The organism is Brevundimonas sp., assembly GCF_032055285.1.
GTDB lineage: Bacteria > Pseudomonadota > Alphaproteobacteria > Caulobacterales > Caulobacteraceae > Brevundimonas.
Genome location: NZ_DAMBRE010000006.1, coordinates 169706 through 191530, shown reverse-complemented (window position 1 = coordinate 191530; position 21825 = coordinate 169706). Strand labels below are relative to the sequence as shown.

Sequence of the window (21825 nt, the reverse complement as noted above, 5' to 3'; positions counted from 1 at the left end):
CTGAAATCTAGCGCTGCACCTTGGCGCGCACCTGAGCGGCGACCGCGGGGCTGACGAAGCTCTCGATCGCGCCGTCCAGCCGGGCGATCTCCTTGACCAGCCGCGAGGCGATGGCCTGATGGCGCGGATCGGCCATCAGGAACACGGTCTCTATGTCGCTGTTGAGGCGCTGATTCATGGCCGTCATCTGGAACTCGTATTCAAAGTCCGCGACCGCGCGCAGGCCGCGCACGATGACGTTGGCGTCCACTTCCTCGGCGAAATGCATGAGCAGGCTGCTGAACGGCCGCACTTCGATGTCGGCGTTGAAGCGCGCCACCTCGGTCTTCAGCATCTCGACGCGCTCGGCGGTCGAGAACAGCGGCCCCTTCTCGTCGTTCTGGGCCACGCCGATGACCAGGCGGTCGACCAGCTTGATGGCCCGTCCGATGATGTCCATGTGGCCGTTCGTGACCGGGTCGAACGTTCCCGGATACAGTCCGATGCGCATGGCCTTCGCCTCCCCGCGTTTCGACCCGTTTAGCAGGTGCGAAATCAACGGCCTAGATCGTCTGACACGGGTTTGATCGCCAGGCGTCGATCAGCCGCGCGATCACGGCCTCGCCCGGAGGAAAGGCGTGGCCGTCGATAGCCGCCACGGCGCATGCGGGCGTGGCGCTGTTGCAGATGAAGGCGGCGTCGAAGCTCGCCAGATCGGACAGATGCACCGGGCGGGTTTCGCTGCTCAGGCCGAAGTCCGCCATCCCGCGCTGCAGCAGGGTCTGGCCCGTCCCCGCCAGCATGGGCGCCTCGGGCCAGACCGCCGTCTCGCCCTGCACGAAGCCGATATTCCAGATGGAGCCCTCGGAAATCCGCCCCTCGCCATCGACGAACAGGGCGTCGTCGAAGCCTGACTGCATCCCCTGGCGCCGCGCCCGGGTCAGGCCAAAAGTGGCGGCGTGCTTCAGGTGCGGGGCTTCACGCGCATAAACTTGAGCTTGAAGCCGCAGCGGCGTGGTCAGCGGTGATGCGGGGGCTGAAAGCGTCGTCAGGATGCGTGGCTGGACCACCGCGTCCGGCGCTCGCAAACTGATCGCGTCCGAGAACAGATTAACCCGCAGGCTGAACCGTCCGGATCGCCCGCCCACAGCCTGCCGCATCCGCTCGCGCAACAGGGCCTTGGGCACGGCGACGCCGAACAGGTCGGCAGCCTCGACCTCCAATCGGGCCAGATGCAGATCCAGCCCCCGCACCGCCCCGTCCTCTACCTGCATCGAGGTGAAGGCGCCGTAGTTGGACAGGACGAAATGGCCCAGGTCGGCGGCGTTGGCGGGCCGGCCGTCGATCTGCATCAGAACGTCAACCATGCCCGCCGTCATGCCGCCTTGAGGGCCGATCAGCCCTCGCCGCCCTCTTCCGAAGCAGCCTCGTCCACGCCGTCGTCGTCGCCGCCCGAGTCGGGCAGGCGCTCGACCGAGACCACCTTCTCGTCCTTGCCGGTGCGGAAGATGGTCACGCCCTGACTGGACCGGCCGACGATGCGGACCTGGCCGACCGGGGTGCGGATCATCTGGCCGCCGTCGGTGACCAGCATCAGGTCGTCGCTCTCTTCGACCGGGAAGGCCGCGGCCAGACGCGTGCCCGCACGACCGCCCAGGCCGTGCGCCGTCAGCCCCTGCCCACCGCGACCGGTGCGGCGATACTCATAGGCCGAGGAGCGCTTGCCGAAGCCGGTTTCCGTGACCGTCAGGATGAACTGCTCGGCCGCGCCCAACACAGCAATACGCTCGGGCGAGATCGGGGCGTCGCCCGCATCCTCGTCGTCCGCCTCGACCGCGACGGCTTCGTCTTCCGCATCCGCGCCGGCCAGAGCCTTGCGCATGGCGTTGGCGTGTTTGACGTAGGCGGCGCGTTCTTCCGGCGAGGCGTCCACCCGGCCCAGGATGGCCATGGAGATGACCTCGTCGCCGTCCTGCAGACGGATGCCGCGCACGCCGGTCGAATCCCGGCCCTTGAAGACGCGCACGTCGTCGGCCTTGAAGCGGATGGCGCGGCCCAGGGCCGTGGTCAGCAGGACGTCGTCCTCGGCGTTGCAGATGGCCACGCCGACCATGCGGTCGCCGTCTTCCAGCTTCATGGCGATCTTGCCCGCGCGGTTCACCGTGGCGAAGTCGCTGAGCTTGTTACGCCGCACGTCGCCCGACTTGGTGGCGAACATGATGTCGTAGTTGTCCCACTCGGACTCGTTTTCCGGCAGCGGCAGCACGTTCATGATGCTGTCGCCCGGCTCGATGGGCAGCAGGTTGACGAAGGCCTTGCCGCGCGACTGCGGATTGCCCAGCGGCAGGCGCCAGGTCTTCAGCTTGTAGGCCTTGCCGTTGGTGGCGAAGAACAGGACCGGGGTGTGGGTCGAGGCCGAGAAGATGCCGGTGATGGCGTCCTCGTCCTTCATGGTCATGCCCGACTTGCCCTTGCCGCCGCGATGCTGGGTCCGATAGGCGTTCAGGGCGACGCGCTTGACGTAGCCGCCGTGGGTGACGGTGACGACCATGTCCTCGCGCGGGATGAGGTCCTCGTCCTCCATCTCGGCGTCGCCCTCCCCGATCAGGGTGCGACGCGGCACGGCGAACTGCTCCTTCACCAGCAACAGGTCTTCGCGGATAATGGCCAGGACGTTGGCGCGGTCCGACAGGATGGTCAGGTGACCCTGGATGGTGTCGGCCAGACCGCGCGCCTCGCCGAAGATGTCGTCACGGCCCAGACCGGTCAGACGCGACAGGGTCAGGGCCAGGATGGCGCGGGCCTGTTCGTCGGTCAGACGGATCTTGTCGCCCTCGACCAGCACCGTGCGCGGGTCGGCGATCAGCTCGACCAGGGCCATCATGTCCCCGACCGGCCAGGCCTTGGCCTGCAGCCGCTCGCGCGCTTCGGCCGGGTCGGCCGAGCTGCGGATGATGTGGATGACCTCGTCGATGTTGGCGACGGCGACGGCCAGACCGACCAGGACGTGGCCACGGTCGCGAGCCTTGGCCAGCTCGAACTTGACGCGGCGAACGACCACTTCCTCGCGGAACTCAAGGAAGAGCTCCAGCAGCTTGCGCAGGCCCATCTGCTCGGGACGGCCGTGGTTCAGCGCCAGCATGTTGACGCCGAACGAGCTTTGCAGCGCCGTATAGCGGAACAGCTGGTTCAGGATGACGTCGCCCGAAGCGTCGCGCTTCAGCTCGATGACGATGCGCATGCCCTGACGGTCGGACTCGTCGCGGACGTCGGAAATGCCTTCCAGACGCTTCTCGCGCACCATTTCGGCGATGCGTTCGATCAGGGTCTGCTTGTTCACCTGATAGGGCAGTTCAGTGATGACGATGGCGTCGCGATCCTTGCGGATCTCCTCGACCGAGGCGCGACCGCGCACAATGACCGAGCCGCGTCCGTCGCGCAGGGCGTTGCGCGGCGCGGTGCGGCCCATGATCTCGCCGCCCGTCGGGAAGTCAGGACCGGGCACGATGTCCAGCAGGGCCTCGTCGCCCATGTCGGGGTTGTCCAGCAGCGCCACGGCCGCGTCGACGACTTCGCCCAGGTTGTGCGGCGGGATGTTGGTCGCCATGCCGACGGCGATGCCGCCCGCGCCGTTGACCAGCAGGTTCGGAATCCGCGCCGGCAGGACGACGGGCTCCAGTTCCTTCTCGTCGTAGTTCGGCTGGAAATCGACGGTGTCTTTTTCGATGTCGGTCAGCAGGGCCACCGCCGCCGGGGCCATCTTGGCCTCGGTGTAACGCATGGAGGCCGGCATATCGCCGTCGACCGAGCCGAAGTTGCCCTGACCGTCGACCAGCATCAGCCCCATCGAGAAGGGCTGCGCCATCCGAACCAGGGCCATGTAGACCGAGGCGTCGCCGTGCGGGTGGAAGCGACCCAGCACGTCACCGACGACGCGCGCGCACTTCGAATAGGCGCGCTCGGGCGTCATATTCAGGTCGTGCATCGAATAGAGGATGCGACGGTGAACCGGCTTCAGACCGTCGCGCGCGTCCGGCAGGGCGCGGCTGACGATCACGCTCATGGCGTAGTCGAGGTAGGAGCGTTTCAGCTCGTCTTCGATCGTGATGACGGAGATGTCGCCGGGCGCCGAAGGTGCGGCGTTGTCGTAGCTGTCGTCGGTCAAGGAAATCGGGCTTTAAATGGCCGGAATCGGAACGTGATCCGCTGTTCCGGTTTCTAGCATCCGGGGGCCGTTGTGGCAAAGAAACGCCGCTGATATCCCCATGCCCAAAAGGACAGGAAAACCATGCGTCTGACTGCTGCCACCCTCACCGCCGTCGCGGCGGCTTCGCTGATCGCCGCCAGCGCCTCGGCGCAGAGCCATGACCATGCCGCCATGGGCCACGGCGCGCACGGCCAGGCCGCCGCCATGGACCATTCCGCCATGATCCCGCGCGCCACGCCGGGCCAGACGGGTCAGGCCGCGATCATCAACGGCCAGGGCGCCGAAATCGGCAAGGCGACACTGACGCAGGGCGCCACCGGCCTGCTGATCAAGGTCGAAGCCACGGGCCTGACGCCCGGCTGGCACGGTATCCACATCCACGCGACGGGCCAGTGCGCCGCCCCCTTCACCTCGGCGGGCGCCCACATCAACCACACCGATCCAAAGACCCCGCACGGCCTGCTGAACGCGCAAGGCCCCGACGACGGCGACCTGCCCAACCTCTACGCCGCCGCCGACGGTTCGGCCCACGGCGAGTTCTTCACCACCAAGGCCCGCATCAGCCAGGACGGCCCCGGCCAATGGCTGTGGGACGCCGACGGCTCGGCCCTGGTGATCCACGCCAACCCCGACGACCACAACAGCCAGCCCATCGGCGGCGCGGGCGACCGCGTGGCCTGCGCCGTCCTCAGCGCCAACTAGGCTCGGATCAGACCTTGGCGGGGGCGCCGGCGCGCAGGCCGCGCTCCCCCAGGGCGACCGTGACCACGCCGATCAGGGCGATGGCCACCCCGGTCAGGATCTGCGGCGTCAGCACGTCGCCCATCCACAGCCAGCCGATCAGGATGGACACCAGCGGCGAGCCCAGCAGATAGGGCGTCACCCGCCCCGCCTCGCGCCGCTGTACCAGCCAGAAGACCAGGCTGGTCGCGAACACCGACGAGATCACCCCGGCCCAGACCACCGTGCCCCAGACGATGGGCGGCGCGATCTGCGCCGCCTCCCACTGCCCCGTCTCGAACACCAGCGACCCGACGGTCAGCGCGGGGAAGGCCATCAGGGCCAGCAGCCCCTGCATCTTCAGCGGCGGAATGGAGGTGGTGCGCCGCGCGATCACCGTCGTCAGCGCCCAGGCCGATGCGCCCAAAGCCCCGACCGCGATCGCCTTCCAGTCCTGCAGGGCGTGCGGGTCCAGCGTCATCCAGGCCACGCCGACAAAGGCGATGACCAGACCGATCGTGGCCATCCGGCTGATCCTCTCGCCCAGCAGCAGGAAGGCGAACAGCGAGGTCAGAGGAATCCACAGCTGGGTCGCCACCGTCACCGGACTGACGTCGTGGGCCAGCCAGAAGGCCAGGTAGATCAGGCCATAGTGGATCGGGCCACCCACCACGGCGATGATCAGCAGGCTCTTCCAGTTCGGGAAGGGCGGCCGCACGAACCAGACCAGACAGGCGGCAGCCACGGCGAAACGCAGGGCCCCGACCATCAGCGGCGGCATGACCTCGGTGGCGATCTTGGCGGCGGCGTTGTTGATGCCCCAGATCAGCATCACGGCGATGATGGCGGCGATCTCGAGCAGGCTCAGCGGGGAATGGCGATGGCTGGACACCGCGCCCTGATGCCACAGGCGGGCGCGAAAGGCCCGTCACGTTCGATGACCGCTCTTTTCCATCGCGCCTGCCCTAGTCTTCGCCAGACAGGGTGCTATGCCCCGCCCCTTCGCGAAACCGAGGCAGACATGAACCGCACCCTGGCCGCCCTGATGATGACCGTCGCCGCCCTGGCGGCCGCGCCCGCTGTGGCCCAGAGCTCCAGAGGACCGACCGCTGTCACCTCGCCCCAGCCCCTGCCCATCGACGACAGCCGCCCGCGCGTCTTCCTCGGCGGCAGCATCGACATGGGCGGCGCGCCCGACTGGCAGGCGGCGATGACTTCGGCTCTGGCCGACATGGACGTCGTGATCCTCAATCCCCGCCGCCCCGACTGGAACCCCGAGTGGCGCCCCGAGGCCGATGAGCCCGAGTTCCGTCGTCAGGTCGAGTGGGAGCTGGCCGCGCTGGAATCCGCCGACGTCATCGTCATGTATTTCGCGCCGGGCACCCAGAGCCCCATCAGCCTGCTGGAAATGGGCCTGCACGCGCGCGGCGGAAAGCTGATCGTCCTGGCCCCCGAAGGCTTCTGGAGGAAGGGCAACGTCGACATTACGGCCCAGGCTTACGGCGTCAAACAGGTGCAGTCCCTGCCCGAACTGACCGCCGCCGTCCGCGAGGCCCTGAGCACAGCCGCGAGCCAGGGCCGGTTCGTCCGCTAGAAGACCGGCTTGGCCACCATCAGGGCGTAGATGCCGATCACGCCCGCGAAGGCCGGCCAGCCCAGGATGAACCAGGCCCGGAACAGGCGGTGATAGGCGGGCGGCAAGGGCCCTCCCGCCGCGACCGCGCCTTTCGCCAGTTGGACCATCCGCCACTGGAACCAGACCACCGGCAGCCAGCAGACGCCGACCAGGACATAGAGAGCGTAGGCCGCCATCAGCCAGGGCTCGGTCAGGGCGTAACCCTGCAGGTGGATCAGGGCCAGACCGCTGAGGGGCTGGATCACCACGGCGCTGGCGGTGAAGACGAAATCGGCCAGGACCACGAACCGCCCGACCGAGGCGACGGTGCGCGGATCTTTCGTGGCGTGCGCCCGCAGCATGAAGAAGGCGATGCCCGCGCCGGTGCCGAACAGGACCGCGCCCGACAGGATGTGGATGATCTTGAGGATCAGATAGGTCATCAGCGCCTCGCGTCCGTCGCCGCCACGAACAGGCACAGCGCCATCATCGGCAGAACCTTCAGCCACGGCCCCAGCGGGTCGATCCAGTAGTGCGGCAGGCTGAGCGTTCCGGCGATCAGATAGCCCACGGTCGACAGGCACATCAGGATGGCGACGCGCGCCGTCCACGGCCGCACGAACAGGGCCAACCCCAGCACCACGTCCAGCAAGGCGCCCCACCAGGCGATCGGCCCTGCCCAACGCCCGAAGCCGCCTTCGTGCAGGATGGCGAGAGCCCCGCTCCAGCCCGGCCCAAAGCTGATCAGGCCGGTGATGAGCCAGAACAGTCCCAGGGTCAGGATGGAAACCGGTCGCACGAACCACAGTCGCGCGTGCCAGACGTCCTGAACCGAGGCCGGGGTCTCGGTCAGAAAGCGCGAGAAGCCGCGCGCCGGCACGCCCAGACGTTCGGCCCAGCCGCTGTCCCGGCCGGACACGTCATGATCCATCTGGCGAATGGCCGTGGTGCGGATCGGCGAGGGCCAGCCCAGCCGTCCCAGCAGGTCGCCGATCACCAGGGCCGGCGCCGCCAGGGCGCGCGGAACCCGGACCACCGGTGCAGATGGCAGGCCCAGCCAGCCGCGATAGAGGCGGACGGTCTCGATCATGGTCACCGCCTCCGGCCCCGGCATGTCGAAGGTCTCGCGGCTCGGCGCGCCCGGCTTCAGAGCCGCGACGACGGCGGCGCCGAGGTCGCCCAAAGCAATGGGCCGGAAGGTCTGATCTCCGCCGACGACGGGGCTGAACAGGGGAAAGGCCGCCAGCGCCCGGATCAGCCCCGTCCCGCCGAAGGCCGCGCGGTCCACCACCAGCGAAGGCCGCAGGATCAGCCAGTCCAGAGCGCTGGCCTCGACCAGACGCTCAGTCTCGGCCTTGGTGCGGGCGTAGGCCGTGCCTGCCGCGTCGTCCGCGCCGACGGCGGAAAGGTGAATCAGACGTCGGACTCCCGCGCGCTCGCAGGCGGCGACGAGGGCGCAAGGCCCCTCGATATGGGCCAGACGGGTGCTGTCCCCTGCCCCGTCCTGCAACACTCCGACGCAGTTGATCACGGTGTCAACGCCGTCCAGCAGCGGCGCCCAGGCCTCGACCGAGGTCAGTCTGGCGAAATCAACAGAGACCCAGTCGAACGTCGGCGCCCGCCGCGCGGCCTCAGTAGGCCGCCGAGCCCCAGCGCGAACCCGCCAGCCCTCACGCGACAGCGAGGCGGCCAGATGCGAGCCGATGAACCCATTGGCTCCGAGAACCAGAACTCGTCCCCCGTAGCTCATCCGTCTATCCCAAAATTCGGTCTTTGAGGTCCGCCGCCGAAGGCGGCAGGGCGCACCAGGCCTGGTTCGGAAAACGCCAGCGATATCGCGCGACAAGGCCGTAGGCCGCATCGCGGATCGGTCGCGGGATCAGTCGGACCGCCACGGCGGCGCGATAAGGAAACGGCAGCGACGCGGCCAGATGCAACACGCCGTCCGAGCGGCTGATCGCCCGCCCGTCCTCGATCACCAGCATGGTCGATGGATCATCGGGCGACAGGCCGTAGTGGACCAGCAGGGCCCGGCCCAGGGCCGACTGCGTCGGTGCCAAACGAAAACGCGGACCATGCTTCAGCAGGGTCCGCGCGGAATGGGAACAGAGGGCGCAATCGCCGTCGAAGAGAACCACCGGCCGGTCGTCCGGAAAGGACGGCACGGCCGGGTCGTCACGATAGCTGTAAGCCCCCCGGCCCACGTCAGACTTAGAACGGGATGTCGTCGTTCAGGTCGTAGCTTTCCTTGGGACCCGAGGGCTTGTTGGCCCCGCCGGTCGAGAAGCCCGACGAGTAGTCGTCGTCGTTGCGGCCGCCGCCGTAGCCGCCGCGATCGCCCATGCCGCCGCCCTGGCTGTCGTTACGACCGCCCAGCATGGTCAGCTGGCCGTTGAAGCGCTGCAGCACGATCTCGGTCGAGTATTTCTCGACGCCCTGGGCGTCCGTGTATTTGCGGGTCTGCAGCGAGCCTTCGATGTAAACCGTCGAGCCCTTCTTCAGGTAGTTCTCGGCCACCTTGACGATGTTCTCGTTGAAGATGACGACCTGGTGCCACTCGGTCTTTTCCTTGCGCTCGCCGGTGGCCTTGTCGCGCCATTGCTCCGAGGTGGCGATGCGCAGGTTGGCGACGCGGTCGCCGCTGTTCAGCGTGCGGATTTCCGGGTCGCGGCCCAGATTGCCGATGAGGATGACCTTGTTGACGCTGCCCGCCATGACCGATGTCCTTTTATGTTCTTGCCGTCGACCCCTAGCGGATATCGACGGAATGTTCCAGTTTTGTTCGCGCCCGAGCGGGCAGGAATTCTAGTTGGGAGCGACGGCGACGGGGCGACCGTCGATCTCGCGCTGAATGGCGCCCGGAATGGCCAGACGGCCGTCGCCAGTGCGCGTCAGGGCGAAGAAGCGCTGCCCCGTCAGCGTCTTGCCGAACTTCACCCCCCCCCGGTCGATGAAGATGAACTGCCCCTGATAGGCGCCGATCATGTCGCGATTGTTGCCGCCCATGCGTAGGAAGCGCAGGCGCATTTCCTCGAGCCGTGCGGCGCAGAACTCGATCTGCGGCTGGTCGCGAGCGACGACATTGACCAGGGCCGCGGACTTGCCGTCCTCGGGCAGGACCACGTGATAGCAGACGCCCGGTTCGGTCGGGGCCTCGAGCCCCTTCTGGGCGCAAGCGGAGACGGTCAGGCCCAGGGCGGCGAGCGCGGCGACGGAAAAGATCTTGCGGTTCATCAACCCAGCTCCGGGAACTGACAGTTGCGGTCCTGTTGAGCCAGGGTGCGGAAGCGGGTGTTGTCGTTCGACTGCTCGACGCGACGCGGGACCAGACGCAGGGTGGTGTCGCCCCAACGGCCGTACTGGGCCTCGCCCGGACGGACGCAGGTGCCGGCGTAGAGAGCCTGGACGCAGGCCCCCAGGCTCATGCCGGCGCCGATCGAACGCCATTCAGAACCGGTGTGACGCATGCAGGCCGTAGCCGAGGCGGTCGGCGGCGCCGAACGGCTGGTTTCGACCGACGATGCGCCGTCCTCTGCCGGCGTCACAGTGACGACCGGCTCGGCGGGCAGTTCCGGCGGCGGGGCGAAGGCGGCCGTCGGCGCGGCGGCCAGGGCCCCGGTGGCGTCCAGACCCACGTCCAGGGCGCTGGTGGCCACGCCGTTGCGCTGAGCGCAGTCGGCCAGGGTGGCCATGCCGACGAACTGGCCGTCGACGAAACAGCGCAGTTCGCGCGCCGGCTCCAGCGTCGGGGCCTCGGCCAGATCAATGGTCAGTCCGCCCTGCGACGCCGGTGGAGCGTCGGTCGATGCTTCGCGCCCGCCGCTGAACACCAGAGCAGCCGCCACGGCGGCGACGACGGCCAGGCCGCCCCCGACGATCAGGACTGTGCGATTGTCTTTCGGAAGGGCCATGCGGGACTCGACGCCAATGATGGCCCCAATAACCCCGCCGACGCCGCATGCGTCAACCGAAAGCGGGGTTTAAGCCGCCTAGCCTGTGAGTCGTGCGAGCGCCGCCTGATAATTGGCCAGTTGCGCCTTGAGGTAGGGCGGCGCCGAGCCGGTGACCTTGGGCTTGCTGCTGTCCGGGTCCAGAGCCTTGTAGGCATCACGCAGGGCCTTGATCGCCAGTTGCAAGGTGCTGGTCGCCGCCTTGGCCGCCTCGGCGTCCTTCAAGCTCAGGGTCTTGGGCAGATCCAGGCCGAAGGTCTTCAGGTCGCTGCTGCTGGGGCCGATATAGCCCGGCGTCAGGCCTAGGCCGGCCAGAGCGTCGCGCCCCGCCTCGCCTGCCCGCAGGACCGCCCCGTCGCGCCCGTCGGCATAGGTGATGGACAGGCGCTGCACGCCGCCCGCCGTGATCTTGGTGTCGCCGTCCAGGCCCGTGACATGGTCCTTGTCGGTCTTGATGGTGACCTTCAGCGTGCGGCCCGACGCGGTTTCAATCTTGCGGGCCAGGGTCTGCAAGGTGTCCTTGGCGTCGATGGTCACGGCCACCGAACGCCCGGTCGTGCCGGAGGTGACGTAGAAACGATCGCCCGCCCGCAGCGAGGTGGCGTCCACCAGTTGCTTAGAATCCGACTGCGGAATCTCACCCTGCGGCAGGCCCAGCCGATCCAGGACGCTGGCCCCGCCCGCCGCCACGGCGATGGTCGTCGGCGCGGCCTGACGATCCGCCCCGGTCCAGGTCTGGCTCCACTCCACCGCCCCGGTCTGCGGGTTCAGACGCGCCAGATAGCCCGAGGTCGGGTCCTCGGCCTTGGCCCCGATGGTTCGGTCGGAGATCCCGGTCAGCCAGACCTTGCCGTCGACGATCTTCACATCGGCGGCCGTGTCGTCGCCCGCTCCGCCGTAATAGGTCAGCCGGTCGTTGGCCGAGGCGCTCAGGTCGCTGTTGATCACCGCCACGAAGGCGTCCGTGCCGCCGGAATAGGCGGTGTTGATCTGGCCGATGTCCAGGGCGCCGTTGCGGGTCGATCCCGCCAGGATCACCTGGCCGTTGGCGACCGAAATGCCTGCGATCTCGCCGCTGGCGTGGCCCAGGTCGCGGCTGGACAGCAGGGTCGGCGATCCGGTGGCGTCAATCTGGAACTGGCGCACCACCATGCGGCCGTTCTCGACCCCGGCGGTGTAGAGCTTGTCGCCGTCCGTGGTCATGGCCTGGACATTGTCGTCCCCAGCCGTGCCGAACTGGTTGATTCCGGTCGCCGTCGCCGTAATCGGCGCCAGGCTGTGGATCTGGCTCTCGCTGAACGCCTGGACATAGCCGTCCCAGCCGCCCGATCCGAGCGCGCCCGGCATGGAGGACTGCGAGCGCCCTGCCACATAGACGCGGCCGTCCGCACCGAACGAGACCGCCGTCGCCTCGTCCGCCGCCTTGGCGCCGCGACGCTGGGTCCACTGCTCCGCACCCTTGGCGTCAAAGACGGTGACGAAGCTGTCCGCCACATTGGCGTCGGCGCCCGAAGCCCCGGGGATCAGGGCCCCGACCACCGACCCGGCCACGGCCACGCGGCCGTCGGCGTCCACGGCGATGGCGTAGCCGCTGGCGGTGGAGGCGGCGCCCAGGGCGCGGCTGAGCACCACCTTGCCCGCCGAATCCAGCTTCATCAGGACGACGTCGCCCTGCCCCTTGATCGGCTGGGTCGAGGTTCCGGCGCTGACGTCGGCCACGATCCACATGGAGCCGTCCGGCCCCGTGGCGCTGGCGCGCACCGTCTCGACGCCGTCCGGCAGGCTGGACTGCCCAACCTGGCCGTCGACCCAGAAGGCCTCGCCGCTGGTCTGGCCGGCGCCTTCCTGGAATTTCAGCACCTCATGACCGCCGCTCTTGCCGACACCCTGCACCACATAGACGGCGTCGGACGAGGTCACGGGCGTGAAGCTGACCTTCTCATAGGAGACGCCCTGCAGGTTCAACGCCCATTTGTCGGGGCCCGCCGGCAGGGTGATGGTGGTTTCGCCCGACTTGATGACCTTGGGTTCCGACGGCAGCTGCTCGCGGCCCATCCTGGTCTCGACGCCGGCCGCCTCCAGCTTGCCGTTGATATAGGTCGTCACCGACTGCAGCGTGCGCGGTTCGGCGCCCATCTCGGCCAGGTCGATGGCGATGACCTGATCGCCGCCAGCCTTCTTGACCGTGATATTGAACTTCACATCGCCTTGGAAAGTGGCGACCTCGTCGGTCAGCGCGCCCGTATGCACCGCGCCGGTGACATACTTGGCGGAATCGCGCGGCACCGCGGCGCCTGTCTGGGCCTTGGTTTCCGACTGCCCCTGAACCATGCGCACGCCGTCGAACTTGGCTGCGCCCAGATAGGCCGAGATTTCAGCCAGACCGGCGTCCATCCGCTTGCTCAGCTGCGAACGCTCAAGCGCCGTCAGGTTCTTCTGCCCCGCCCGGTCGGCGACGGCCTCCAGCATGGTGAGGCCCTGGTACATGGCGAAGATCTTGCGGTAGTCGCCGGACGAGGCGTTCTTCACGTCCAGGACAGCGTTGTCTTCATTGACCAGGCGGCGACCGCTGAGCGCGGCGCGCAACAGGTCGGACTGGCTCTGGGGCTTGACCGAAGTCGACCACGGCGCGGTCGGTTGCTTCTTCACGGCGGCCGAAGTCGAGCCGAGCCCCTCCGAGAAAGTCGAGGTTCCGCCGTACAAACCCAGAAGATAGCTGTTGTTGATCACAGTCCGACGCTCCCGCGTTCAGTCTGCCGCCAAGCTGGTAACGAAGTGTTTAAGATTGACCCAGGAACGGCGACGGTTGACCGGCGTTACCGGGCGATCAACAGGCAAGAGGGTCAAGAACCCATGTCGTACCTGCGTTGGTTGTTCCTGAACCTGGCCAGCCTCTACGGCCTGATGCCACGCCCAAGCCGACGCAAGCCGCCGCCGATTTCACTTGGCCACGGCTCGCCTCGCTACTTCAGATAGATCAGCCCTTGAACAGGGACAGGATGATCTGCGGCGCCTGGTTGGCGATCGACAGGGCCTGTGCGCCCAGCTGCTGCTGGACCTGAAGCGCCTGCAGGCGGGCGCTTTCCTTGGCCATGTCCGCATCCACCAGATTGCCGATGCCGACTTCCAGCGAGTCCATCAGCTTGCCGACGAAGATGTTGTGCTTCTCGATCTGCTTGGACTGAGCGCCCAGTTCCGCCAGCTTGCCGTTGGCGTCGTCCAGGGCCGCCACCACAGCGGTGAAGGCTTCCTGCGCATTCTCCAGGGTGTCCAGCAGCGGCGGGCCAGCCGGGCGCGCCGTCACGACGGGCGGACCGGCCGCGGCAGCGCGTGCGGGAAGCTGCAGGCCAACGCCGTTCAGCGACAGGTCCTGGCGGTTCATCGAAATGGTTTCCGTGGCGCCGACGTTGGCCAGGAAATCCAAAGCCGTCGTGACCGTGCCGTTCAGGATGTTCTCGCCGTCGAAGGTCGCGTTCTTGGCGAAGGAATCCAGCGACTTCAGCAGCGACTGGAACTCGTCGTTGTAAGCCTTGCGCGACGCAACGGTCGCCGAAGGGTCGGCCGCGGCGGTCGCCTTCTCGCGCAGCTCGATCAGCAGGTCCGAGATCTGCGCACCAGCCGCCAGCGAGACGTCGGCCAGCGAGGTAGCGCGGTTCATGCTGGTCTTGACAGATTCCAGAGCGCCCGTGTCCGCCCGCTGGTTCTGGGCGATAGCCCAGGTGGCGGCGTTGTCCTTGGCGCCCTGAACCTTCAGGCCGGTGTTCACTCGGCTCTGGGTCGCGGCCAGCTTGTTGTTCGTCGAATTCAGATTCTGGAGCGCTATGAGCGCGGACGCATTGGTAAGAACGCTGTTAGACATGGCTTCTAGCCCCAGTTTCAATTCTGGAGGCTAGCATTAACCCTGATTCCTGATCGTATGGTTAACGGCGTGGAAACGAACGCGGCGCCGTCCGGCAAGCCGGCGGCGCTGCGGTTCCAAGCTACTGTCGAGGATCAGACCTTGGTCTTGATCACTCCGCCTGCCCCGTAGGCTGGACTGGCGCTCATCTTCATCACCTCTTCACGCGGCAACTGGCGGATAACTTCGCCCGTAACACGATCCAAGGTCTTGTAAACAAAGCCGTTTGGCCCCTCTTCAATCGTCAGCCGATAGCGGCCGGCGTCGGGTTCTTCCCGCACCGGTTTCGGCTGCGCCTCGACGCCCTGACCATAGGCGTCCGGCTGAACGAGGGTCACGCTCGGCAGTCTTGCGACATTATCTGCCATTTCCCCTTAACGCGGCGACGCCGCGCCTCCTGTCTCCTGACGTGCGAACGGAGGCGGGCCCGAAGACCCGCCCCCGACCACTTGTTAACGGAACAGGCCGAGCAGAACCGAGCTCGACTGGTTCGCGATCGACAGCGCCTGCACGCCCAGCTGTTGCTTGGTTTGCAGGGCGGTCAGCTTGGCGCTTTCCTTCGCCAGATCGGCGTCCACCAGGTTGCCGACACCCACTTCAAGGGCGTCTTGCATCTTGCTGGTGAAGCTGAGCGAGCGCTCCAGCGACTTGGACTTGGTGCCCAGGGCGCCCAGTTCAGCCGTGAAGCCCTTCAGCGCCGTGTCCACGGCCGCAGCCGTAGCGCCCGCGCGAAGGATCGCGCCGCCGGCCGTCGCCACCGCCGTAGCGGCGGTCGAAGCCGCCTTCAGGGTGAAGACGTCGCCAGAGCCGGTGCCCGTCTTGACGGAGATGGCGTCAGCCGTCGTCGCCGAGAACAGGTTGACGCCGTCGAAGGTGGCGCCGCCCAGAGCCTTGGTGATTTCATTGCCCAGGGCGTTGAAGTCAGCCAGGTAGGCCGTTTCAGCCGCCGAACCGGCGACCGAGGATTCAATCGCCACCGCCAGGCTCTTTTGCTCTTCAAGCGCCTTCGTGATGGTTTCGCCGGCGGCCAGGGCCACGTCGACGATCGATTGACCGCGTTGCATCGACTGCTTCACGGCGTCCAGGGCGCCCATCTCGGCGCGCTGGTTGGTGGCGATGGCGAAGATGGCGCCATTGTCCTTGGCCGAAGAAACCTTCTGGCCGGTGTTCACACGGTTCTGCGTGATCGCGAGATCACGGCTCGTGTTGTTCAGGTTTTGCAGAGCGACGAGAGCGCCTGCGTTGGTGTTGATGCTGTTAGCCATTTTAGCTTTTCCTTCTTTGTCTTCGACATTTCCGACGCCGTTTTGGCGGTCGGGAGCATTCTGCTCGGGGTGGTCTCATCAAGACCGGGGCCGAAGCCCCGCCCTCAATTCGGTTAGCGGAACAGGCCGAGCAGCACCGAGCTCGACTGGTTCGCGATCGACAGCGCCTGCACACCCAGCTGCTGCTTGGTCTGCAGGGCGGTCAGGCGGGCGCTTTCCTTGGCCAGATCGGCGTCCACCAGGTTGCCGACACCCACTTCGAGGGCGTCTTGCATCTTGCTGGTGAAGGTCAGCGAACGCTCCAGCGACTTGGACTTGGTGCCCAGGGCGCCCAGTTCGGCGGTGAAGGCCTTGATGGCCCCGTCTACCACGCCGGTCAGACCGGTCAGGGTCGTCTTCTCGCCGGCGGTCGGCGCATTGTAGTCGGCCACGGTGACAGCCGTGGCGCTGGCCACGGTGGTCGCGGTGGACGCCGCAGCGCCGCCCTTCAGGTTGAAGCTATCCGTCGCGCCGGTGCCGGTCTTGACGCTGATGGGCGCGCCCGCAGCCGTCGTGTCCGTGAACAGGTTGACGCCGTCGAAGGTGGCGCCGGCCAGGGCCTTGGTGATTTCAGCGCCCAGGGCGTTGTAATCGGTCACATAGGCCTTCAGAGCGTCGCCGGTCGCATTGGAGATCGCGACCGCCAGGCTCTTCTGCTCTTCCAGCGCCTTGACCACGGTCTCGCCGGCGGCCAGGGCCACGTCGACGATGGATTGACCGCGCTGCATCGAGTTCTTCACAGCGTCCAGAGCGCCCATTTCGGCGCGCTGGTTGGTGGCGATGGCGAAGATGGCGCCATTGTCCTTGGCCGAAGAAACCTTCTGACCCGTATTCACACGATTTTGCGTGATCGCAAGATCACGGCTCGTGTTGTTTAGGTTTTGCAGAGCAATCAGGGCGCCTGCATTGGTATTGATGCTGTTAGCCATTTTGGCAGTTCCTTTGTGTTTTACATTTTCGGCGTCATTTTGACGTCGTGAGCGTTCTGCTCGGGGTAGTCTCCTTCATCAAAAACGGGCCCGCAGGCCCGCTTTCAATCTCGTTTTATCGGAACAGGCCCAGCAGCACGGAGCTCGACTGGTTCGCGATGCCCAGCGCCTGGACGCCGAGTTGTTGTTTGGTCTGCAGCGCCGTCAGCTTGGCGCTTTCCTTGGCCAGATCGGCGTCCACCAGATTGCCGATGCCGACCTCGATCGAGTCCTGGATCTTGCCGGTGAAGGTCAGCGAGCGCTCCAGCGACTTGGACTTGGTGCCCAGGGCCCCCAGTTCAGCGGTGAAGGCCTTCAGCGCCGTGTCCACAGCCGTAGCCGTGGCGCCTGCGCGAAGGATCGACCCGCCGGCGGTGGCGACAGTGGTGGCGCCGCCGGTGGCCTTCAGGGTGAAGACGTCGGCCGTGGCCGTGCCCGTCTTGACCTGAACATCGGCGGCCGCGGCCGAATACAGGTTCACGCCGTCGAAGGTCGCGCCCGCCAGAGCCTTGGTGATTTCATTGCCCAGGGCGTTGAAGTCAGCCAGGTAGGCCGTTTCAGCCGCCGAACCGGCGACCGAGGATTCAATCGCCACCGCCAGGCTCTTTTGCTCTTCAAGCGCCTTCGTGATGGTTTCGCCGGCGGCCAGGGCCACGTCGACGATCGATTGACCGCGTTGCATCGACTGCTTCACGGCGTCCAGGGCGCCCATCTCGGCGCGCTGGTTGGTGGCGATGGCGAAGATGGCGCCATTGTCCTTGGCCGAAGAAACCTTCATGCCGGTGTTCACACGGTTCTGGGTGATCGACAGATCACGGCTCGTGTTGTTCAGGTTTTGCAGGGCGACGAGCGCGCCGGCGTTCGTGTTGATGCTGTTGGCCATACTGGTGGTCCTTACTTTTATATGGACGACGCCGTTCTGGCGCCGCGAGCATTCTGCTCAGGGGGAGTGCTTATCGAGAGGCGAGCCTCTGGAAACCCGCCCTTAATTCTTAGCCGCGGAACAGGCCGAGCAGGATCGAGCTCGACTGGTTCGCGATGCCCAGCGCCTGGACGCCGAGTTGTTGCTTGGTCTGCAGCGCCGTCAGCTTGGCGCTTTCCTTGGCCAGGTCGGCGTCAACCAGGTTGCCGATGCCGACCTCGACCGCGTCCTGGATCTTGTTGGTGAAGATCAGCGAACGCTCGAGCGACTTCGACTTGGTGCCCATGGCGCCCAGTTCGCTGGTGAAGGAGGTGATCGAGCCGGTGACGACCGTGGTCAGGCCCTGCATGGCCGTGATGTCGGCGGCGCTGGGCGTCGTATAGTTCGAGATGACCAGGGCGGTGGCGCTGGCCGGGGCCGTGGCGGTCGTGGCGGCGGCGCCGCCCTTCAGCACGAAGTTGTCGGTGGAGCCCGTGCCGGTCTTGACGCTGATGGTGGCGCCCGCGGCCGTGGTGTCGGTCCACAGGTTCACGCCGTCGAAGGTGGCGCCGGCCAAGGCCTTGGTGATTTCAGCGCCCAGGGCGTTGTAGTCGGTGACATAGGCCTTCAGGGCGTCGCCCGTGGCGTTGGAGATGGCGACCGCCAGGCTCTTCTGCTCTTCCAGAGCCTTGACCACGGTCTCGCCGGCGGCCAGGGCCACGTCGACGATCGACTGGCCGCGCTGCATGGAATTCTTGACGGCGTCCAGGGCGCCCATTTCAGCGCGCTGATTGGTGGCGATCGCGAAGATCGCGCCGTTGTCCTTGGCCGAGGAAACCTTCAGGCCTGTGTTCACGCGGTTTTGCGTGACGTTGAGGTCACGGCTGGTCGCATTGAGGTTTTGCAGCGCGATGAGCGCGCCAGCATTCGTGTTGATGCTGTTAGCCATTTTGGCCATCCTTGTGTCTTCGACATGTCCGACGCCATTTTGGCTGCCGGGAGCTTTCTGCTCGGGAAGACACTCAGCAAGGACAGTGCCAGAGACGGCTCAGCCTTCGCATTTTTCAACTCACTGATTTTTATACGTTAGATTTGGTAAACCACGTTTTCCACGCGGCAAGTTTTGCCGGGCGGCGACCTCAACCGGCAAATTTTGCCGACTCACCCGGCAAAAAGCGTATTCTCAGTCGGGTCTGTCCCGTTTATTCCGCCCCTCCCCCGCCTCGGCCCACCGGTCCTGCATCGCCCGTTCGGCGGTCAGCGTCTCGACCGCCAGCCGCCGCGCTCCGTCACAGGCGACGAGCTGAGCCCCGCGCGTCAGATAGGCGGCTTCCAGGTCCGCCAGGCTGGGCGCTTCAGGCAGGGTCGCCAGGGCGCAAGCGCGTGTCGCGGCCTCAGGCAGGGTCAGACGCGGCGACGCAACCGTCGAGATCGGGCGCGAGCCGGCACAATTCGCGGTCATGAGCGCGAAGGCGATCAGCCCGCACAGGGTCCAGGGGTTCATTCGCATCGGAGGCGCTCCTCGCCTGGGTGACGGCCGCGACGGTCGCCCGCTCCACGGCCAGGATCTGTCGGTGATGAATTTCGACGCGCGCGCTCTGCTGCGCCCCGGCCGCCGCCTCGATGCGCCGGGCTTCGGCGTCGCTCTCGGCCTGGGTGGCGCGCGCCTCGGCGGCTTCCATCCGCCGCTGCTGCAAGCCGAACGGATCCCACTTCAACCCCAACCCGCGCCCAGCGATCGCCAGCAGAACGACCGCCATCCCGACCAGCGCCAGCCACCCCAGCGGCGTCAGCGTCCGCACCAGATCGCGCGCCCTCATGGATAGGCCCTCCGATCCAGCTCGAAGTGCGGGCCGTCCCTCAGCCGGGGCCAGTCACCGCCCCAGGTCAGCGGGATGCGCAGATCGCGCGCCGCCGCCTTGAAGGCCTTGGCGATCGCCCCATACAGCGGCCAGTCCCAGCGCACCTGGCCCTCCACCAGGGCGGCGACGTCGACGGCGTGCCCGGTCAGATGCCGCGAGTTCAGCGTGCGGCTGGCCCCCGCCTTGACCAGGGTCGCCTGACGCGCCGCATCGCGCCGCCCCTCCGTCACCATGAAGTCCACCTCGGTCCGGCGGATCGCCGCCTCGACCACGGCGATCAAGTCGGGATGGACGCCCTGCATCCGAGCGCGCGAGCGTTGCGACAGGCGAAAGCTCATCCCTTCCCTCCCGCCGCCAGACGCAGGCGCAGATTGGCCAGCATGGCGATCATCTGCTGGGCCGTCGGCGCCACCAGATAGAGGACCAGCATCAGGGCGATCAGCCCCATCAGCCCGTCGGCCACGCGCGGCAGGTCGGCGGGGGCCGTCCGCCCCACCGCCCGCGCCAGCAACAGCCACAGCGCCGCGCTGGCGACAAAGACGGAGAGGCGGCGCCACAGCCAGCGGCCCTCGGCCAACCCGATCTCGTTTCGGCCCATCTCGCTCATCCTTCATCCTCCTGATCGCTGGGCGCGGCGGGCCTGCGCCAGTCGCTGCCCAGTTGGTCGAAACAATCATCGGGGGTCAGCCGCTCGGGCGCGGCCCAGACCTCCTCGTCCAGCAGGTCGGGTTCGAGGAGGCGGTCGAAATATCGGGTCATGGCGTTCATCCGATCGCCGTCAGCCAGACGACGCCCGCCGCACCCGCGCCGCCTGCGCCGATGGTGGAAACGGCTGCGCCGCCCCCGCCTCCGCCAGCGCCGAACAGCCCTCCCGCCGCGCCGGCGGCGCCGGCGCCGAACAACTCCGTGGCCCCGCCCCCGCCGCCCCCGCCGCCGCCGGCCCAGGACAGGCTCGGAATGGGCGAGGCCTGGCCTGCCAGCCCCGTCGTCGTGCGTCCCAACCCGCCCGCCGCGCGAATGTGCAAGATGGCACCGTCGCCGCCAGATCCGCCGCTGGTTCCCACATTGGAGGTGCTGACGCCGCCGCCCGCCCCGCCGCCGCCCGCGCCATCCGGCCGGCTCAACGCCAGCCCGGAGCCCCCCGCCGTCGAGATCGATGAGTCCCCCCCGGCGTTGCCTCGCACCAGTCCGCCGCCGCCCGCGCCGCCCAAACCAGACGTCGTGCCGCCGCCCGCAGCGCCCTTACCGCCCTCTCCAGTCAGAAGCACGTTCCCGCCCAGCGACAGGCTGCTGTTGGCCCCCGCGACGCCATTGGCCCCAGCCGTCGCGCCGCCACCCCCGCCGGCGCCGACCACTATAGCCAGCGCGCTCGTCAGCGCCTCAGCCGGCCAGCGCGCGACCGAAACCCCGCCTGCACCGCCGCCGCCGCCGCCCACGCAAACCGCCTCAACCCATCGCGCCCAGGCCGGCGGCGTCCAGCTTCCATCGGCTGTCACGACCGTGGTCTCGCTACGCGCCGCGCCGCGCGCGAACGTCATCCGCCCCGTGGTACGATCCACCGAAAAGGCGTCACGCCAGGTTCCGCCGTCGGCGCTGACCTTGAGGCGCAAGTCATCGTCGCCGATCAGCCCCAGTTCAGCCCGCCCACCCCAGCCGCTCTGGAACAGCAGCGACAGGACGTCCGACGCCCCCTGTTTGTTGAAGGTGAAGCGCAGGTCGCCGTCGCCGCCGCTCTCGCTCTCCAGCGCAGTCCACAGCGTCTTGTTCACGCGCGCCGCGAAGACGTTGATCGCATCCGCCTCAGTGTTCACACCCAGACGGGTCAGGTTCTGCAGGGCCGTGACCGGCTCATCCGCACCTGAGGACAGCGGCGCCCAAACCCCGCTGCGGCGCACCAGCACCTCCTCGCTGTCCAGCACCACGACCAGCAGGCCATCGGGTGCGGTGACCACCGTCCATCCCCCGGCCTCAGCGCGGACCATCGTCCCCGCCGCGCGACCGGCCCAGAAGGCGCCGGTCGGGCTGGCTGGCAGGATGTAGAGCGCCCCGTCGGCGGGCGCGGCCGGTTGGGCTGCAACCGTACGGCTGACCACCGCCGTCTGGGTCAGGGCGTCCAGACGCGTCAGCGCCTCGTTCAGGGTCACGTGTTTCTGCAGTTGTCCTGCCGCCAGCTAGGGCAGGCCCAGCCGCGCGCTGGCGTCGTCGCTCATCGAATGATCTCCAAGGAATGGAGGATCAGTCTGCTGAGGCCCGCCGCTGCGGCGCGCTGATGCGCCGTAGCGCGCGCCAAAGCCGGGAAATCACCGGATTTGGCGCATCGGATTGCGCGCGACGTGCCGCCTTCAACGTACAGCCGCGCACTCGACACGCGCCGCCTCGGTCGGATAGGCCAAGGATGCGGTCCGCCGCGTCAGTTCGCGA

General features: G+C 67.4%; 24 protein-coding genes. 2 read left to right on the top strand and 22 right to left on the bottom strand.

The genetic code is table 11. The features are described from left to right. Positions 1-7: 7 nt before the first annotated feature. Genes coaD through gyrA form a run of 3 tightly spaced genes read right to left on the bottom strand, consistent with a single transcriptional unit; the run spans position 8 to position 4144 of the window. Positions 8-490: a pantetheine-phosphate adenylyltransferase gene (coaD, locus tag RTY13_RS14405; protein ID WP_312784415.1), complete on the bottom strand. Its 483-nt coding sequence runs from the start codon at positions 488-490 to the stop codon at positions 8-10. A gap of 52 nt (positions 491-542) precedes the next feature. Beyond that, the gene (locus tag RTY13_RS14400; RefSeq protein ID WP_312784414.1) at positions 543-1346 is read right to left on the bottom strand and encodes an aminotransferase class IV family protein; all 804 of its coding nucleotides are present in this window, start codon (positions 1344-1346) and stop codon (positions 543-545) included. Positions 1347-1375: 29 nt separating this feature from the next. Next, the gene (gyrA, locus tag RTY13_RS14395) at positions 1376-4144 is read right to left on the bottom strand and encodes a DNA gyrase subunit A (RefSeq protein WP_312784412.1); all 2769 of its coding nucleotides are present in this window, start codon (positions 4142-4144) and stop codon (positions 1376-1378) included. Between the two features lie 213 nt (positions 4145-4357). Here gyrA and RTY13_RS14390 point away from each other — a divergent pair, with 213 nt between their 5' ends. Continuing rightward, positions 4358-4888 carry a superoxide dismutase family protein gene (locus tag RTY13_RS14390; protein WP_409450318.1) on the top strand — a complete coding sequence of 177 codons (531 nt, stop codon included), beginning with the start codon at positions 4358-4360 and terminating at the stop codon, positions 4886-4888. A gap of 7 nt (positions 4889-4895) precedes the next feature. On the opposite strand, the gene RTY13_RS14385 is transcribed toward RTY13_RS14390, so the two are convergent. Beyond that, positions 4896-5798, bottom strand: a complete 903-nt coding sequence (locus RTY13_RS14385) for a DMT family transporter (RefSeq protein ID WP_312784408.1) — start codon at positions 5796-5798, stop codon at positions 4896-4898. Positions 5799-5927: 129 nt separating this feature from the next. Here RTY13_RS14385 and RTY13_RS14380 point away from each other — a divergent pair, with 129 nt between their 5' ends. Further along, complete coding sequence (locus RTY13_RS14380; protein ID WP_312784406.1) at positions 5928-6500, top strand: nucleoside 2-deoxyribosyltransferase domain-containing protein; 573 nt, start codon at positions 5928-5930, stop codon at positions 6498-6500. Here RTY13_RS14380 and RTY13_RS14375 read toward each other — a convergent pair. The 18 genes from RTY13_RS14375 to RTY13_RS14290 all read right to left on the bottom strand — a co-directional run bounded on the left by RTY13_RS14375 (position 6497) and on the right by RTY13_RS14290 (position 21548). After that, positions 6497-6964, bottom strand: a complete 468-nt coding sequence (locus RTY13_RS14375; RefSeq protein ID WP_312784404.1) for a DUF2269 domain-containing protein — start codon at positions 6962-6964, stop codon at positions 6497-6499. The two genes, RTY13_RS14380 and RTY13_RS14375, sit on opposite strands and share 4 nt — an antisense overlap. Next, on the bottom strand, positions 6964-8271 hold the full coding sequence (locus RTY13_RS14370; RefSeq protein WP_312784402.1) for an NAD(P)H-binding protein: 1308 nt from the start codon (positions 8269-8271) through the stop codon (positions 6964-6966). Before RTY13_RS14370 ends, RTY13_RS14375 begins: the two co-directional genes overlap by 1 nt. A 4-nt stretch (positions 8272-8275) precedes the next feature. Then, on the bottom strand, positions 8276-8686 hold the full coding sequence (locus tag RTY13_RS14365) for a DCC1-like thiol-disulfide oxidoreductase family protein (protein ID WP_312784400.1): 411 nt from the start codon (positions 8684-8686) through the stop codon (positions 8276-8278). A gap of 46 nt (positions 8687-8732) precedes the next feature. Beyond that, positions 8733-9236, bottom strand: coding sequence for a single-stranded DNA-binding protein (gene ssb, locus RTY13_RS14360; protein ID WP_312784398.1), 504 nt, complete (start codon positions 9234-9236; stop codon positions 8733-8735). A 90-nt stretch (positions 9237-9326) separates the two neighbouring features. After that, entirely contained in the window at positions 9327-9755 is a 429-nt protein-coding gene (locus RTY13_RS14355; RefSeq protein WP_312784396.1) for a hypothetical protein, read from the bottom strand. Beyond that, positions 9755-10432: a hypothetical protein gene (locus tag RTY13_RS14350; RefSeq protein WP_312784394.1), complete on the bottom strand. Its 678-nt coding sequence runs from the start codon at positions 10430-10432 to the stop codon at positions 9755-9757. The genes RTY13_RS14355 and RTY13_RS14350 overlap by 1 nt, the downstream gene beginning before the upstream one ends. 78 nt (positions 10433-10510) lie before the next feature. Beyond that, positions 10511-13201, bottom strand: a complete 2691-nt coding sequence (locus RTY13_RS14345) for a transcriptional regulator (protein WP_312784392.1) — start codon at positions 13199-13201, stop codon at positions 10511-10513. Positions 13202-13448: 247 nt separating this feature from the next. Then, positions 13449-14330, bottom strand: coding sequence for a flagellin (locus RTY13_RS14340; RefSeq protein ID WP_312784391.1), 882 nt, complete (start codon positions 14328-14330; stop codon positions 13449-13451). A gap of 134 nt (positions 14331-14464) precedes the next feature. After that, positions 14465-14707, bottom strand: a complete 243-nt coding sequence (locus tag RTY13_RS14335) for a flagellar protein FlaG (protein ID WP_312784389.1) — start codon at positions 14705-14707, stop codon at positions 14465-14467. 114 nt (positions 14708-14821) lie between these two features. Beyond that, complete coding sequence (locus RTY13_RS14330) at positions 14822-15634, bottom strand: flagellin (protein WP_312784388.1); 813 nt, start codon at positions 15632-15634, stop codon at positions 14822-14824. A gap of 113 nt (positions 15635-15747) precedes the next feature. Further along, positions 15748-16602, bottom strand: coding sequence for a flagellin (locus RTY13_RS14325; protein WP_312784387.1), 855 nt, complete (start codon positions 16600-16602; stop codon positions 15748-15750). Positions 16603-16717: 115 nt separating this feature from the next. Continuing rightward, positions 16718-17524 carry a flagellin gene (locus RTY13_RS14320; protein WP_312784385.1) on the bottom strand — a complete coding sequence of 269 codons (807 nt, stop codon included), beginning with the start codon at positions 17522-17524 and terminating at the stop codon, positions 16718-16720. A 109-nt stretch (positions 17525-17633) separates the two neighbouring features. Beyond that, on the bottom strand, positions 17634-18491 hold the full coding sequence (locus RTY13_RS14315; protein ID WP_312784383.1) for a flagellin: 858 nt from the start codon (positions 18489-18491) through the stop codon (positions 17634-17636). A gap of 445 nt (positions 18492-18936) precedes the next feature. Next, positions 18937-19362, bottom strand: coding sequence for a hypothetical protein (locus tag RTY13_RS14310; protein ID WP_312784381.1), 426 nt, complete (start codon positions 19360-19362; stop codon positions 18937-18939). Further along, entirely contained in the window at positions 19359-19742 is a 384-nt protein-coding gene (locus RTY13_RS14305; protein ID WP_312784380.1) for a M15 family metallopeptidase, read from the bottom strand. Before RTY13_RS14305 ends, RTY13_RS14310 begins: the two co-directional genes overlap by 4 nt. Next, positions 19739-20011 (bottom strand): hypothetical protein, encoded by a 273-nt coding sequence (locus RTY13_RS14300; RefSeq protein ID WP_312784378.1) that lies wholly within the window; start codon positions 20009-20011, stop codon positions 19739-19741. Before RTY13_RS14300 ends, RTY13_RS14305 begins: the two co-directional genes overlap by 4 nt. Then, positions 20008-20163, bottom strand: a complete 156-nt coding sequence (locus RTY13_RS14295; protein WP_312784376.1) for a hypothetical protein — start codon at positions 20161-20163, stop codon at positions 20008-20010. Before RTY13_RS14295 ends, RTY13_RS14300 begins: the two co-directional genes overlap by 4 nt. Positions 20164-20168: 5 nt before the next feature. Continuing rightward, complete coding sequence (locus RTY13_RS14290; RefSeq protein WP_312784374.1) at positions 20169-21548, bottom strand: DUF2793 domain-containing protein; 1380 nt, start codon at positions 21546-21548, stop codon at positions 20169-20171. Positions 21549-21825: the final 277 nt, after the last annotated feature.

Coding starts and splice junctions, on each gene's coding strand:
- coaD (WP_312784415.1), bottom strand. CDS start 490: ATGCGCATCGGACTGTATCCGGGAACGTTCGACCCGGTCACGAACGGC.
- RTY13_RS14400 (WP_312784414.1), bottom strand. CDS start 1,346: ATGGTTGACGTTCTGATGCAGATCGACGGCCGGCCCGCCAACGCCGCC.
- RTY13_RS14390 (WP_409450318.1), top strand. CDS start 4,358: ATGGGCCACGGCGCGCACGGCCAGGCCGCCGCCATGGACCATTCCGCC.
- RTY13_RS14380 (WP_312784406.1), top strand. CDS start 5,928: ATGAACCGCACCCTGGCCGCCCTGATGATGACCGTCGCCGCCCTGGCG.
- RTY13_RS14375 (WP_312784404.1), bottom strand. CDS start 6,964: ATGACCTATCTGATCCTCAAGATCATCCACATCCTGTCGGGCGCGGTC.
- RTY13_RS14370 (WP_312784402.1), bottom strand. CDS start 8,271: ATGAGCTACGGGGGACGAGTTCTGGTTCTCGGAGCCAATGGGTTCATC.
- ssb (WP_312784398.1), bottom strand. CDS start 9,236: ATGGCGGGCAGCGTCAACAAGGTCATCCTCATCGGCAATCTGGGCCGC.
- RTY13_RS14355 (WP_312784396.1), bottom strand. CDS start 9,755: ATGAACCGCAAGATCTTTTCCGTCGCCGCGCTCGCCGCCCTGGGCCTG.
- RTY13_RS14350 (WP_312784394.1), bottom strand. CDS start 10,432: ATGGCCCTTCCGAAAGACAATCGCACAGTCCTGATCGTCGGGGGCGGC.
- RTY13_RS14340 (WP_312784391.1), bottom strand. CDS start 14,330: ATGTCTAACAGCGTTCTTACCAATGCGTCCGCGCTCATAGCGCTCCAG.
- RTY13_RS14330 (WP_312784388.1), bottom strand. CDS start 15,634: ATGGCTAACAGCATCAACACCAACGCAGGCGCTCTCGTCGCTCTGCAA.
- RTY13_RS14325 (WP_312784387.1), bottom strand. CDS start 16,602: ATGGCTAACAGCATCAATACCAATGCAGGCGCCCTGATTGCTCTGCAA.
- RTY13_RS14320 (WP_312784385.1), bottom strand. CDS start 17,524: ATGGCCAACAGCATCAACACGAACGCCGGCGCGCTCGTCGCCCTGCAA.
- RTY13_RS14315 (WP_312784383.1), bottom strand. CDS start 18,491: ATGGCTAACAGCATCAACACGAATGCTGGCGCGCTCATCGCGCTGCAA.
- RTY13_RS14310 (WP_312784381.1), bottom strand. CDS start 19,362: ATGAGGGCGCGCGATCTGGTGCGGACGCTGACGCCGCTGGGGTGGCTG.
- RTY13_RS14305 (WP_312784380.1), bottom strand. CDS start 19,742: ATGAGCTTTCGCCTGTCGCAACGCTCGCGCGCTCGGATGCAGGGCGTC.
- RTY13_RS14300 (WP_312784378.1), bottom strand. CDS start 20,011: ATGAGCGAGATGGGCCGAAACGAGATCGGGTTGGCCGAGGGCCGCTGG.
- RTY13_RS14295 (WP_312784376.1), bottom strand. CDS start 20,163: ATGACCCGATATTTCGACCGCCTCCTCGAACCCGACCTGCTGGACGAG.